Here is a 13375-nt window from a genome sequence, read left to right as displayed (position 1 = left end):
TGCATGGAAAGAAAAATCATCGTTCAGGCCCTAAAACGGAGTTTTTCAACACAATCTGCCCAACAACCATAGGGAGCGGCTGGCCAATACAGAACACGGGCATGAGCGCGTGTGCGAACTGGCAATTCTCGCCACTGTGCGCCGGTTCGAACCATCCACAACACGGCTTCGACGCAAAGGCGCGGGTCACGCCCGGTTTGGCCAGGATCGGATATCCTCCCAAGGCAATGCGGTTCAATCAACCCCCATTGTGCATCGGTTAGAACGAAACGGATCAAGGCTGCTCTCCTGTTGTTTGCAACCTTGACTAAGAACTCGGATCAATTGGGAATCCTGAACATCAACAGACCCTATCATGTTGAATTTGTTTTTCAGGCATACTGCGATCTGACAAACTGTCCAAGGCGTTGCGCACACGAAGGTCAAATCGATGGACGATACACCTGTCAAAGGTTGGAACCATGTTCCGAATGTACCGATCAAAGTATCGCCGTTCTTTCGGTGGCCTCTGCGTCCTGTTGAGGTGCTCGGCTGGGTTTGGAATTCTTGGTTCCTGATCAGTGAGAAACTAATCATTGTCGGTATTGCATTCGTGTCGTTCTATTGGTTCCAGCCCCCCCTTGAGGAAACCAAGACACTGGCCTTCGGCTGGATTGCTGAGATGTTGGTGCGCAATCTGATCCTGATGACGGTGGTAGCGGGCGGTCTGCATCTGTATTTCTATTCCTATAGCAAACAGGGCAAAAAATTGCGCTATGACCCGCGTCCATTGATGAAAAATGGGCGTCAGTTCACCCTTGGTGGGCAAATTCGCGACAATATTTTCTGGACACTCGCCAGCGGCGTGACAATCTGGACCGCATACGAAGCGCTCATGTTCTGGGCTTTGGCGAATGGCCACGCCCCGATGCTCACCATTACGGCACATCCCTTCTGGTTCATTGGGATGTTTTTGTTGATCCCGATTTGGGAGAGCTTCTATTTCTACTGGATACACCGCTTTCTACATATTCCGTTCTTCTACAAACACGTGCACGCGCTGCATCATCGCAACATCAATGTTGGTCCTTGGTCTGGCTTGTCGATGCATCCGGTTGAACATGCGATCTTCTTGGGTTCGGTCCTGATCCACTGGATCGTGGCCGCCCACCCCGTGCATATTCTGTACCACCTGCAATATTATACCCTCACCGCAGTCACGACCCATACGGGATTTGAAGGGCTGGTGGTGAAGGATGAGAACCGGTTGGCGTTGGGCACCTTTCACCACCAAATGCACCACCGTTACTTTGAATGTAACTATGGCTCACTTGAAATTCCGTGGGACAAATTCTTCGGATCGTTTCATGACGGCACAAGCGCTGCCGATACACGGATCAAAGAGCGGCGCAAACGCATGATAGCAAGTTAAGATACGGGTGCTTATGACCGTCGAGGACCTGTTGGAAACCAAGGGCAACCGTCAACCTGCCAACATCCAAGTCGCCCGAGAAGAAGAAGGCAACACAGCCTCCGATGCCAGCATGGAAATGATCAGCACTGCCTTCATTCAATAGCGCGCGCAATTCGCGAAAGCCGTCCTAAATTCCAGTTTCCAGTTTGGTATGCCGTATGGCAAACATGCCGCTGCAACAGAAGCTCGGAACGAAATGTCTATCGGCGAAGACGACTACATCATCAGCGCCTTGTTCACTTTTGCCGCTTTGCCCTGGTACTCAGAAACGTCGACCCCACGCTCAGACAGTGCCTCGGCAAGTTCGTTTTCGCTTAGCGCCGCGATTGCCTGTTCAGTCATATTCATGAAGTTGATCTTTCGCTTGTACAGCGGGTTCGTTTCACCGAAAAAACTGCGGTTCTGAAATGCAAAATCATTGGCGTATTTGCCCATGAAGAACGACAGAAACGTATTGATGCTTGTCCGAATGCGCGGATCATCGGCCGTTAGGTGCGATGATGCCTCCAGCGTATCGAGCATGAGTTTGGACCACAGGTCCGCTCCTTTGTCGTTCATCAACTGCATCGCATTGTGCGTGTGATGAAAGTTCAGCCGGAATTCTGCACCGTGGTAGTACGGCCCGCCGCCCATCACATCAATCCACATCGATGCTTGCGTGTTGATGTGGTGGTTTATGCCACCCACACGTTCGAAAACGGACCTGAACCAATCGGCTTGTTCAAACACCCGTTGATAGAAGCTTTGGATGATCTCTACGATTGGGTCCTGACCAAGCACCGAGTACAATTGCCAGAACTGGATCGGCTTGGACACATCACTTGGCGCCGTCAGCGACAGGACGTCAGCCATACGATGGGCTTCCTTTGGCAAAAGTTCCTTCACCACAGCGGCCTGGATATAATCCCGCTGAATCTTTTCGGTCATATACCCGGGTCGCGTCGGGAATTTGGGAAGATCAACTTGTGCCATGGTGTTCTTTCGCGGGTTTTCTCGCCCATTTGATGAATGATGGCAGCGCGCCCAAACTGGGTATGGTGCCGAACCGATGACTTATGAAGGGTGTGCACGACATTCAACCTTCGTGCCAAACCATGCGGATTACCCGAAATGCGTGAGAATTTCACCAGATGACGGCGCGTTTCCGCCGGGATTCCACCATCTACCGTTGACATGCGACAAACATGGTGATCGAGAGCCGCCTTCTTTGGTATTGAGGTCTCATGTCGAGCTGGTTGAGAAACAAAGCCGCAGGAATAGCGGCGCGAGCAGGTTCGGGACGCACAGCGCAGGATTGGGCTGTGGCGACTATTGGGTTGTTGATCGTCTTGACGATCGTTGGCGCTGGTCTGTTGGTGAATGAATTGGTCCCCAAAAGCGCGGAAATACCACAGTCTGATACCTCCGGTGTTGAAGTGGTGGTCTTCGTTCCGTCGCAGTCACGGCCAGCCAGTCGGCCAAATGCTGGTGTGACCGCGGGGCAGGACCGGGCTGAGACGATGGCACAGGCGCGTCCCGGCGTGCTGACGACGTCGCTGCGGCCGCAGCCGCGGCCCGACGTCGCAGGACGGGCATCGCACCCGCTTACCAGGCCTGATGGGATTTTGGAAAATGGCCAGAATGGTGTTCTCGCAGCAGCGCACAATTGCGCGGATCCCGATGGGTCGAATATCCCCCCTCGGCGCGCAGGCGCGTCTTCGGGCAGCGAGTTTATGGCTGCGCTTTCGGGCCTTGGCGGGGCTGAGCGTGACCGCCGTATTGCGGCACAGGTTCTTGCCGGGAACATTCCCGACTTCATGCGAAACCTGACGCCCGTTACGCTGAAATCAGATGATACGACGGTGACGATCTGTGTCACGCCAGATTACGTGGCAATCGGCGACGACGCAGACCATGTACGGGTTCCGATGGGGCTGCCCGCCGCGGCGAAGATCGCCGACGGCCTGGGGTTCATGCTTCCAACCACGCGGATGGTCGATGCGATCTACGCCGATGCCGGGGTGCAATTGGCACCGCAGCCGATGACACCGAATTCGCAGATGACCTCGAACAATTATATCCGCCGGCATAATGCAACGATCCAGCGCCAACTGGTTGCTGCCGATGCCGAAAACGGAACCCTTACGGCCGGGCACCGCAAAGACCTGGTGCTGTCCAACCGCCTGCGCTCCAAACCGGGGCGGGTGGCAATTTATGGGTGGCATCGGATCAATGGTCGGCCGATCCAGCCGCTCAGCACGGTTCACGGACAGTATTATGCAGATTACTCGCATGGGGTACGGCTGGTCAGCCGAACGGCCTACGTTAACGGGCGACCGGTTGAATTGAGTGATCTGCTGTCCGATGCCCGCTTTGCGGCGCTGATCAGCGATGAGGGGCCAATTCGCGCTTCGGTTCGATACTGTTGAAGAAGTCGATGTTTTGGTCGGCGCGTTGTTGAGCGAGAGGCGGCCGCGCGCCGTTTTCTTTCACGTTGGCACTGTTGCTGGCACCAACTTCGCCAGTTTCCGGAGGTTTTGAGCTGTTGCTGCGAGTTGGAACTGTTCGGTTGCGCCTTTGGGTCCTCGAAGCCGCATCATCTGCACGCCGATGTATCGTTTCAGGTGGGCAAAGAGCATTTCAACCTTCCGCCTTTGGATGAACGACGTCATGTAGGCATCTGTTTTTCGGATATCGCGAGCGACGTCTCGGGCGGCTTCGTGAACGGACCGCATAAGGCGTCTGCCGTCGTCCTTCGGACAGCATTGCGACTTCAGAGGGCATGCGTCGCAATCGTGCTTTGAGGCTCGGTATCTGATGAACCCGTCTTTGCTGCCATTGGGCTTTCGCGGTTTTGAGAAGTTCCGCCGATATGTTTGCAAGGCTTTGCCGGTCGGGCAAGTATAGCTGTCGGTCGCCGGGTCGTAGACAAAGTCTTCGCGTGAGAATGTGCCGTCAGTTCGTTTTGACTTATCCCAGACCGGAATGTGGGGTTCGATTTGACGTTCGTCCACAAGCCAGCCCAACATCTCGGCTGATCCGTAACCCGTATCACCCACAAGCTTGTCAGGTTTGATGCCAAACCGCTCATGTACACGATCGATCATCTCCCTTGCTGCCCGCGCCTCTGCAGGCCGGATCGGAGCCGTCGGCTCGACGTCCACGATGACTGCATTATCCAAATCGACCATATAGTTAGTGGAATAGGCAAAGTAGGCGGCTCCCCCGTCAGCCCCAGTCCAACGCGCTGCTGGATCAGCCGGTGAGATGTATTTGGGGACGACCTTGGTCGCAGCACCGAAGGCCACATCATCCAGCGTCTCGAGATATTCGTCGACGGCACGGGACGTCAGATCTGCTGGCAGTCCGTCTTTGCTTTCAACGCCGCGCGTCTGGTTTGCATTCGCGGGGATCAGACTGGCATCAACACCAAAGCTGTGGCCGCCAACCAGCCCCTCATCCATGCAGCGCTGCAAAACGACCTCGAACAAATGTCGGAACAAACCGCTCTCGCGGAAACGGCCATGCCGGTTCTTAGAGAATGTCGAATGGTCGGGCACTGGATCAGCCAAATCAAGCTTACAAAACCAACGATACGCCAGATTGACATGAACCTCTTCGCAAAGCCGTCGCTCGGAACGGATGCCCTGACAATAGCCCAACAACAGCATGCGGATCATCAGTTCAGGATCAATCGAAGGGCGGCCATTGGCACTGTAGTATGAAGCGAGCAAGGGGCGCACACCTGTCAGATCAAGGAAGCGATCAATTCCCCGGACGGGATGATCCTTCGGCACAAAACTCTCGATCGAGAACTCATAGAACAGCGCGCCTTGCGCAACTTGCCTTGGACCCATCATCGCCGAACCCTCCACCCTCAAAACAAGTGAATCAGAGCGTGCGCGGCCAATCAACGGACTTTTTCAACAGTATCGTTCGTCTGATTGCGTCGCTGTCGAACTGATCAGCGCAGGTCTTTCACGCAGCGAAATCCCAGATGGTAATTGTGGTGACTGTTGGTCGCCATGATTCGTGTTCCGTGCCAGAAAGGAGCACGCCAGCGCGACCAGTGTTTGTGGGCGCGGATGGTATCCCAGATGAACCAGCTGCCCTTCATCTCGGTCACGCCCAGCTTCGTGCTACCCCGGCTGGCCATCTGATCCTCGGCCAGCGGCAGGTTCATGTGCTCGGCGGCATTACCGTCCAGATCATAGACCCCAAGCGGGCTTTTGCAGGCCGGAAAACTGCCCGTTGGATAGGTGTTCGAGCCGCAACCACTGAAGCTGCCGCCATTGCATCCGGGCGATTTGGCGCTGCCGGTTGCGCAGACGCCCGGGCGCCACTTTCCTATTGAGAACTGGTCAGCCGTTGCCGCCCATTTCGCGTTATGGGCTTTTCGAAGTCGACCGACTGCTGCGGAAAGCCCCAGGCCACGCGCCAGATCAAATCGGTATTCTGGCGGCAAAAGGGCCCCTGCGGATGCGCCCTCCCATTCATGCGCGTCGGCCATGCGCTTGCCCTCGGCCGCGCAAATCCGCGCCGCTTCGTCTGCACGGACCCAAACGACCGGGTAGGCGAGCGGGACGTTCGGATATTCGAACATGTCGATGCAGACCGTGGCATCAGATGCGGATTGGGTTGCAGGATCATAAAGCGGCGCCATGTAGCGCGCGCCGCATACTTCTTCGAACTGATCATTCCGATAGACGCTTTCGCCTGAACCGCCAATTTTTGCAGCAGCTTGTTCGGGTGTAAGCGGATGGCGAGTAATTGCCGGATTGCCCTGACCGATCACGGAAGAACCGGCGAAAACCTCCTTTATCCGCGATATCGTCGCATCGCTGAGCCCGCGCGCATGTTTCATCTGTTCAAACATGGCCGCGTTGTTTTCCGCCAGCGTCTGCGAAAACGCAGGTCCGGACAGCGCCAGTCCGATCATCGCTGACAAAAGTAAGCTGTGTCGCATCACTCGGGTTCTTTTCTGAGAAGATAGAGGAAGTCACGATTGTCGGAAAATCCCACAAACCTGGGTATCCGCGTCCCGTCCCGCAACTTGATATCAATAAGCTTCATGCCCTGGACAAGATGCTGCGCCTCGATCCCCGTTCCGTCATCGGTTTTGGCGTATAGCGCCATATAAGTGTGCTCTTGCGAGTTGATGTCCAACTGCATGGCCATGTGGCAGCCGTAGGCCTGAAACACGCGGACAAGTGCCGAAGGCGTCGCGGCTGAGAAGTAGCCATAGATCAGGAAATCGCGGTCCTGGACGGTTCTGAGGCAGGCCCCGGATCTTAAAGCGTTTCGACATTAACCTGAGACATATCCGGCGGCCTTAAAGTAGTTCCAGCATTCTACTGGGTCGTAGAGATCGCAGATTGCTCCGATTGCTTCGAAGACCTGGGTAAAGGACCTGGCCCCGATCCGTCGCAAATGGGCTTTCAGTTTAGAGAAGGCCTGCTCGATGGGATTCAGGTCGGGCGAGTACGGTGGCAGGTAAAGGAACCAGCAGCCGTGATTGCGTAAAGCCTGCGTCGCCTCCTTATTCCGGTGGGTTGCCAGGTTGTCGAGAATGACGACAGTGCCGGGGTTGATCTCGGGGACCAGCACTTCGCGGATGTAGGCCGCGAAGGCGGGGCCATCTATCGCTCCCTTGATGACCCAAGGTGCGATCAGCGCGCCTTGGGTCAGGCCCGCGATCAAGGTTTGGGTTCCCCAGCTTCCGAAGGGCGCATCCATCGTCAGGCGCTTACCGCGCTTGGCTCTGCCGCGTAGGCGCGTGAGGTTTGTCTTCACTGCGGTTTCGTCAATAAAGACAACGCGCTCAGGAAAGGTCGCAATGGCTGGCGAGCGGTATCTGAACCAGTCGGCCCGTTGCTGCCTTACCTTGGCGCGGCGGCGCTCGGTTGCGACCAGCGACTTTTTTTGTACGTGAAGCCGAGCCGGGACAGAAGGTTGGCGATGGAGGAGTGATGCACCCGCACACCCTCTGCATCGGCCAGCGCATTACGCAACTCAAAGAGCGTGATGTCAGGGTCTTGTGCGATCAACTCCTCAAAGAATTCCCGATGCGGAGCCAGCTTTCCCTTGCCGCGCGGCGGTCCCTGCCGGGCAGGTTCCGCATGACCCTTCATCCTCACCTGACGCGCCCACCGCGCGCCTGTGGCAGGCGACAGCTTCAACCGCAACGCCGCCGCGCGCCCGCTCAACCCTTCTTCAATGTATCTCTGAAACCGTATCCGAAGCGCAGATGGCAAAGGTGCTGACATGATCCATCCTCCCAAACAGGATGAATCACAGATCAGGTCTCAAGGGAATCCCTCGCGATTCAGGTTCAAGCCGAAACGCTTTAGGGTGCGAAACTCTGCATCGGCGGACCCCGACCAGTTGCCTTGACCATACTGCCGGATATGTGAATGTGGTACGATCTGGCCGGAATCCGGATCAGGATGCAGAAGGGGAAACCCGTTCTGGCGCGCATGTCGAGTGTCACGCAGCGGGGGATCGTCCGCATCACCCCAGGTTTTCATGCCGATGGTCCCATCCATCAAGACATACAGCGTCGCCAGGCTGGGTTGTAATTTGCTAAGCACGACCCCGTTGGAAATGAAGCCGTAGTGGTGGCCGTTGTTGAATGTCGCGAATTCCCCGAATTTGAAAGCACCGTGGTGACGTTTGAAGCCGCCAGTGAACGCGGCAGCGACGCGCCCCCCGAGTGCGGGGCTGAGCATACCGACGCGGATAAGCGGGTCCGTCTGGTCAATTCCGTCCGGGCCGACCAGATCCCAGTTGCGCCCGCCACCGCGTGGGCGGGGTGACCAATCCACTCGTGGATGCTCGGTCCCAAGTTCGTAGCCCATTTCGAAGCGTTCAAGGTCGAAGGCGACAAAGTAGACGTCGGCGAGCCGCTCAACCCTGTCCAGCGCGCCAGTACCATCTTTGGCGTTCAAAATGTCCCGGTTGATCATGCCGGGTTGCAGGACGCTGGCATAAATATCGGGCACGTTGTTGACTGCGTACCAGCTACCGGCCTCCATCCGGCCACCGTTTGCGCCCGCAAGATCGAATCCCATATAGGCCGCCATGACGGGGCGATGTTCCAGATTGGCTGTGCCGAGCGCGGCGACCACCTGACCGGCATCCAGTTCGCTGGACGTCTCGGCCGTCGAAAAATAAGCGTCCTGGTAAAAAGTGCTTTTGATCAAGCCGATGATGCTTTCGCCAAACCAGACATTGTCGCGCAAAAACTCGGTGACAGCCTCGCGATTGGTGCGCGACCCCGCGACTTCGTTTCGGACGAAAACCCGGCCACCGCAGATCGGCGAATAGGGAAGCCCGGTGTTGGTGGCTTCTTCAAGTTCTGGCTCGTCACCTGCCCAGGGACGGCAATGAAAATCGCCAGATTTCGCGCTGGTGACCGCCAGTTGCGGATCTGGTTCCTCGGTCAGATAGGTTCGGAGTTCGTTCGGCTTGGCGCTTTCAAGGTGATAGCTGCGGCGCCTTCCTTCGGGGTCTGTCACGGTCAGAATGAACCAGGTGTTGGCGGCCGGATGCATCGAAACAAGCTCCAGCCCGATGCCGTCTGCGGATTGCCGCTTTTGACTGGTTCGGAACGGCTGCAACGCAAGGACGGTTTTGTTTTCGACCGCCTCGTATTGATCCAGCTGGCGGGCCTGCAGATCAGGGCTGATCGTCGGGGATTGAGCCTGCGCCCACGTACTGGAAAATGCAGCGATCAGCGCGGCATTCCGCAAGTTGCAGATAAGCCTTCCAATATGTCGTTCCGAAACAGGAATAGGATTGGACCCTTCAATAACGTTCTGCCTTCAACATGCATAAGTCTAATGTTTGCACGTCGCGGTTCAATTTTTGTGCGAGGCCATAATGCAGCCGATGTGCGGCTGTTGACCTACGGTCAACTTGTAATCCGATGGACTGAACAGGCCAAGGATTTTGTCAACTGGTCTGTTCACGGGCTGCCGCCCGGATGTGTCGCGCCGTTCACTCAGCCAGGTGGCAGGCGACCAGTGCATCGCCGACCCGGCGGCTTTGGGGCCGCTCTTGCCGGCAAATATCTGTTGCGATGGGACAGCGCGGATGGAACGCGCAGCCATTCGGCGGGTCGATCGGATCAGGGATCTCGCCTTGTGGCGGGTCAACTTCGCGCCCGAACCCGTCCATGCGCGGCGCAGCCTCAAGAAGCATCTGGGTGTAGGGATGCTTGGGTGTCTCAAACAGCGATTTCGGATCGGCTTCTTCGACCAGTCGCCCAAGGTACAGAACACCGATCCGGTCGGCCATATGACGCACGACGGTCAGGTCATGGGTGATCAGCAGATAGGTCAGGCCCAGGTCGTCTTTGAGGTCACTCATCAAATTCAGAACCTGCGCCTGCACCGAGACATCCAGCGCCGAGGTCGGTTCGTCACAGACAATCAGCCGCGGATTGGAGGCAAGCGCACGCGCGATGCAGATACGTTGTCGCTGACCGCCAGAGAATTCATGCGGGAACTTCCCGGCGTCGCCGGGATGGAGGCCAACCTGTTCCAGCAGCCGCTCGGCCAGACCGTTCGTGTCTTCGCCCTTCGAGGCGACCGGTTCCACAATGATATCGCGCACCCGCCAGCGCGGGTTGAGCGACGCAAAGGGATCCTGAAAGATCATCTGAATGTTCGAGCGCACCGACGCGATCTTTGCGACGTCCGTTTCCGTGGCAAGGTTCACGCCTTCAATCTCGACTTCGCCCCTGGTCGGGCTCAGCAGGCCGACAAGCATCCGCCCGATGGTCGACTTTCCAGAACCGCTTTCGCCGACCAACGCATAAGTTGTGCGTTCCTCGATCTGCAGATCAACCTCGGACACGGCTGTCAGGAACGCTTTGCTTCGACGCTCGACCAATCGGTTCAGCCAGGGTTTGGAGACGTCGAAAATGCGCGTCAGCCCCTTGATCTTCACATAGGCGTTCATTCTGCCGCCTCTTGCAGCAGCGGATACCAACAGGCGGCGCGCCCGCCATCAATCGTCGGATGCGGGGCACTGCGGCACTTGTCCTGCGCGTAGGGGCATCGGGGATGGAAGGCGCAACCGTCAGGCATCTGGGTCAGCCGCGGCATCGAGCCGGGAATCTGGTGCAATCGCGTCTGCCCTTGCGAGGCCAGCGGGGTCGAGGCCATGAGGCCGTCTGTATAGGGATGCTGCGGACGCGTCAGAACATCGCGCACCGTGTCCAGTTCCGCCAGACGCCCCGCATACATGACGGCGACACGGTCCGCCGCCTCGGCAATGACGCCCATATCGTGGGTGATCAGCATCACGGCGGTGCCGCGATCCCGGCACAGGCTGCGCAACAGCGCAATGATCTGCGCCTGAACGGAGACATCAAGCGCTGTCGTCGGTTCATCGGCGATCACCAGGCTCGGTTCCGCGCAAAGGGCCAGAGCGATCACGACACGCTGGCGCATCCCGCCAGAGAATTCGTGCGGATAGCTGTCGATCCGGTCGGCGGCACCGGGGATGCCGACCTCGTCCAGCGCCGCTATGGCGCGTTTTTCCGCCTCGCGCCGCCCGATGGGTAGATGCGTCTGTATCGTCTCGCTCAGCTGGTCACCGATGGTCAGCAGCGGGTTGAGCGAGGTCAGCGGGTCCTGAAACACCATGCCGATGTCCTTGCCGCGCAGACGCCGCATCGCCTCACCCTGCAAGTGGTCGATCCGCTTGCCGTTCAGCCAGATCTCACCGCCGGAAATATGCGCAGGCGGGCTTAACAAACCAATCACCGCATTCCCGGCCATCGACTTACCCGCGCCGCTTTCCCCGACAACGCCGAGGATTTCGCCCTTGCTGATGTCATAGCTGACGCCGTCAACCGGTTTCACAATCCCCGCACGGGTGGGGATTTCGACCGACAGGTCGCGGACAGAGAGGACGGGTTCGCTCACCGCAGCCTCGGGTTCAATGCATCCCGCAACCAGTCGCCTAGCAGGTTCACTGACAGGGCCAGCGCCAGAAGTGTGCCTGCCGGGAAGAACAGGATCCACCACTCACCCGAGAACAGGAAGCCCTGGCCGATGCGGATCAGCGTGCCAAGCGATGGCTGCGTGGGCGGTGCGCCGACGCCAAGGAAGGACAGCGTCGCTTCGGCAATGATCGCCAGCGCGAGCGAGATGGTCGCGATCACCAGCACTGGAGACAGGGCATTGGGCAGGATGTGCTTGATCATGATCGCCCAGGGGCTGCGCCCGATCAGGCGGGCGGCGGCGACGTAATCCTTGTTGCGCTCGACCAAAGTCGCGCCGCGCACAACGCGGGCGAATTGCACCCAGTCGGACAGGCCGATGGCCAGGATCAGCACCCAGATCGCCATCTGGTCGCGGTATTCAACCGGCGTGATGCCCTTGGCGACGCCAAAGATCAGCATCGCCACAAGGATCGACGGAAAGGTCAGTTGCACGTCTGCAACCCGCATGATGATCGTTTCCGTCCAGCCACCGAAATAGCCCGAGAGCAGCCCCAGCGTGATCCCGATCACCATCGCCAGCAGCACCGCCGCCGCGCCGACGAACAGGGATATTCGCATGCCATAGAGGATCGTCGAGTAGAGGTCGCGCCCCTGATCATCCGTGCCAAGGATGAAACTGTTGCCGGTAAAGGCGTTGGGTTCCATCGGCGGCGTGAAGCCGTCCATCAGGTTCAGGCTGGCCGGGTCGAACGGGTTCGTCGTGGCGAACAGCGGCGCACAGACCGCCGACAGCACAAGAATACAAACCACGGTGAAAGAGATGATCGCGACCGGCGAGCGTTTGAACGCATAGAAGAAATCGCTTTCGCGGAAACTCTGCCAGCGGCTTTTTTCTTTGGCAACCGTGGGCGTCGGGGCAGGCGTGTCAGTCATCAATGCGCCCCCGTCCGGTCTGCGCGCAGGCGCGGGTCAATGAAGACATAAAGGATATCGACGATCAGGTTGATGCCGACAAACATGACCGAAATCAGCATCAGATAGGCGGCCATCACCGGGATATCGACGAACTGGATCGCGTTGATGAACAGCAATCCGACGCCGGGCCACTGAAAGACCGTCTCGGTAATAATGGCGAATGCAATGATCGCGCCCAGTTGCAGGCCAATGACGGTGACGACCGGCACCATGGTGTTTTTCAGCGCGTGGCGGAAGTTGACGGCGCGGTCCTTAAGCCCGCGCGCACGCGCGAAGCGGATGTAATCTTGTCGCAGCACCTCCAGCATTTCCGAACGAACAAGCCGCATGATCAGTGTCATCTGATAAAGGCCAAGCGTGATCGCGGGCAGGATCAGGGCCTTCAACCCGCTTTCCGTCAGGATCCCCGTGCTCCACCAATTGCCCAGTTTGACCACCTCTCCGCGCCCGAAGGACGGAAGCCATCCCAGTTCGACCGAGAACAGATAGATCAGCAGAATGCCGATCAGGAAGGTCGGCAGGGATACCCCGATGAGCGAGGTCGCCATGATGATGTTGGCCGCCACCCCTTGTCGTCGGATCGCGGTGAACACGCCCAACGCGATTCCGAACAGGATCGCAAGAACGCCGGACACTGCCGCCAGCTCTAAAGTTGCAGGGGCACGTTCCAGCAGAATTTCAGACACCGGACGCCCCTGCCGATAGCTGACACCGAAATTGCCCTGCACGGCGTTTTCAAGAAATCGGTAATATTGAACCGGGAAGGGTTGATCGAGGCCAAGCTGGGCGCGCAGACGCTCAACATCTTCGATCGTGCGTTCCTGGCCCAACATGTTGTCGATCGGGTCGCCGACGAAATGGAACATCGAGAACGCGACCAGCCCCACGATCAGCAGGACCAGAAGCGATTGGCCGATGCGCCTGATAATGAAGGCCGCCATATGGTGCGAGTATCCCCTTTGCCCGGGTGCGTCCCGGCGTCTTTTGTTCTATCGGGTGCGGCCCGGGTTCAC

At 57.9% G+C, this 13375-nt stretch carries 13 protein-coding genes; 2 read left to right on the top strand and 11 right to left on the bottom strand.

What is annotated here, in order from left to right; translation table 11 throughout:
• Positions 1 to 23: 23 nt before the first annotated feature.
• The gene (locus GKR99_15180) at positions 24 to 278 is read right to left on the bottom strand and encodes a transposase (protein ID NKB28812.1); all 255 of its coding nucleotides are present in this window, start codon (positions 276 to 278) and stop codon (positions 24 to 26) included.
• Between the two features lie 152 nt (positions 279 to 430).
• On the opposite strand from GKR99_15180, the gene GKR99_15175 reads away from it, so the two are divergent.
• On the top strand, positions 431 to 1411 hold the full coding sequence (locus tag GKR99_15175; GenBank protein ID NKB28811.1) for a sterol desaturase family protein: 981 nt from the start codon (positions 431 to 433) through the stop codon (positions 1409 to 1411).
• 258 nt (positions 1412 to 1669) lie between these two features.
• Here the strand turns inward: GKR99_15175 and GKR99_15170 are convergent, their stop codons facing one another.
• Entirely contained in the window at positions 1670 to 2425 is a 756-nt protein-coding gene (locus tag GKR99_15170) for a hypothetical protein (GenBank protein NKB28810.1), read from the bottom strand.
• Positions 2426 to 3165: 740 nt separating this feature from the next.
• On the opposite strand from GKR99_15170, the gene GKR99_15165 reads away from it, so the two are divergent.
• Positions 3166 to 3861, top strand: coding sequence for a hypothetical protein (locus GKR99_15165; GenBank protein NKB28809.1), 696 nt, complete (start codon positions 3166 to 3168; stop codon positions 3859 to 3861).
• 60 nt (positions 3862 to 3921) lie between these two features.
• On the opposite strand, the gene GKR99_15160 is transcribed toward GKR99_15165, so the two are convergent.
• The 9 genes from GKR99_15160 to GKR99_15120 form a co-directional block, all read right to left on the bottom strand.
• Positions 3922 to 5292: a transposase gene (locus tag GKR99_15160; GenBank protein NKB28808.1), complete on the bottom strand. Its 1371-nt coding sequence runs from the start codon at positions 5290 to 5292 to the stop codon at positions 3922 to 3924.
• 104 nt (positions 5293 to 5396) lie between these two features.
• Entirely contained in the window at positions 5397 to 6398 is a 1002-nt protein-coding gene (locus tag GKR99_15155) for a hypothetical protein (protein NKB28807.1), read from the bottom strand.
• Positions 6398 to 6610, bottom strand: coding sequence for a hypothetical protein (locus GKR99_15150; protein ID NKB28806.1), 213 nt, complete (start codon positions 6608 to 6610; stop codon positions 6398 to 6400). The genes GKR99_15155 and GKR99_15150 overlap by 1 nt, the downstream gene beginning before the upstream one ends.
• 129 nt (positions 6611 to 6739) lie before the next feature.
• Positions 6740 to 7698, bottom strand: a protein-coding gene (locus tag GKR99_15145) for an IS630 family transposase (GenBank protein ID NKB28805.1) whose coding sequence is annotated in 2 segments (ribosomal slippage) — positions 6740 to 7354 and positions 7357 to 7698 — 957 coding nt in all. Because the reading frame shifts where the segments join, the coding sequence is not laid out codon by codon here.
• Between the two features lie 39 nt (positions 7699 to 7737).
• A complete protein-coding gene (locus GKR99_15140; protein NKB28804.1) occupies positions 7738 to 9183 on the bottom strand; it encodes a hypothetical protein in 1446 nt (481 codons plus the stop codon).
• A 247-nt stretch (positions 9184 to 9430) separates the two neighbouring features.
• Positions 9431 to 10396 carry an ATP-binding cassette domain-containing protein gene (locus GKR99_15135; GenBank protein ID NKB28803.1) on the bottom strand — a complete coding sequence of 322 codons (966 nt, stop codon included), beginning with the start codon at positions 10394 to 10396 and terminating at the stop codon, positions 9431 to 9433.
• Complete coding sequence (locus GKR99_15130; GenBank protein ID NKB28802.1) at positions 10393 to 11367, bottom strand: ATP-binding cassette domain-containing protein; 975 nt, start codon at positions 11365 to 11367, stop codon at positions 10393 to 10395. Before GKR99_15130 ends, GKR99_15135 begins: the two co-directional genes overlap by 4 nt.
• Positions 11364 to 12320 (bottom strand): ABC transporter permease subunit, encoded by a 957-nt coding sequence (locus GKR99_15125; protein ID NKB28801.1) that lies wholly within the window; start codon positions 12318 to 12320, stop codon positions 11364 to 11366. The genes GKR99_15130 and GKR99_15125 overlap by 4 nt, the downstream gene beginning before the upstream one ends.
• Complete coding sequence (locus GKR99_15120) at positions 12320 to 13303, bottom strand: ABC transporter permease subunit (protein NKB28800.1); 984 nt, start codon at positions 13301 to 13303, stop codon at positions 12320 to 12322. Before GKR99_15120 ends, GKR99_15125 begins: the two co-directional genes overlap by 1 nt.
• Positions 13304 to 13375 lie beyond the last annotated feature (72 nt).

It is taken from the genome of Paracoccaceae bacterium, assembly GCA_012103375.1.
Classification (GTDB): domain Bacteria; phylum Pseudomonadota; class Alphaproteobacteria; order Rhodobacterales; family Rhodobacteraceae; genus WLWX01.
Note: the sequence above shows the minus strand (reverse complement) of the source record. Positions and strands in the feature narration are given on the sequence as shown.

Excerpts from the sequence above, each read along its gene's own strand:
- GKR99_15175 (NKB28811.1), top strand. The coding sequence starts at position 431 with ATGGACGATACACCTGTCAAAGGTTGGAACCATGTTCCGAATGTACCG.
- GKR99_15170 (NKB28810.1), bottom strand. The coding sequence starts at position 2,425 with ATGGCACAAGTTGATCTTCCCAAATTCCCGACGCGACCCGGGTATATG.
- GKR99_15165 (NKB28809.1), top strand. The coding sequence starts at position 3,166 with ATGGCTGCGCTTTCGGGCCTTGGCGGGGCTGAGCGTGACCGCCGTATT.
- GKR99_15160 (NKB28808.1), bottom strand. The coding sequence starts at position 5,292 with ATGATGGGTCCAAGGCAAGTTGCGCAAGGCGCGCTGTTCTATGAGTTC.
- GKR99_15155 (NKB28807.1), bottom strand. The coding sequence starts at position 6,398 with ATGCGACACAGCTTACTTTTGTCAGCGATGATCGGACTGGCGCTGTCC.
- GKR99_15150 (NKB28806.1), bottom strand. The coding sequence starts at position 6,610 with ATGGCCATGCAGTTGGACATCAACTCGCAAGAGCACACTTATATGGCG.
- GKR99_15135 (NKB28803.1), bottom strand. The coding sequence starts at position 10,396 with ATGAACGCCTATGTGAAGATCAAGGGGCTGACGCGCATTTTCGACGTC.
- GKR99_15125 (NKB28801.1), bottom strand. The coding sequence starts at position 12,320 with ATGACTGACACGCCTGCCCCGACGCCCACGGTTGCCAAAGAAAAAAGC.
- GKR99_15120 (NKB28800.1), bottom strand. The coding sequence starts at position 13,303 with ATGGCGGCCTTCATTATCAGGCGCATCGGCCAATCGCTTCTGGTCCTG.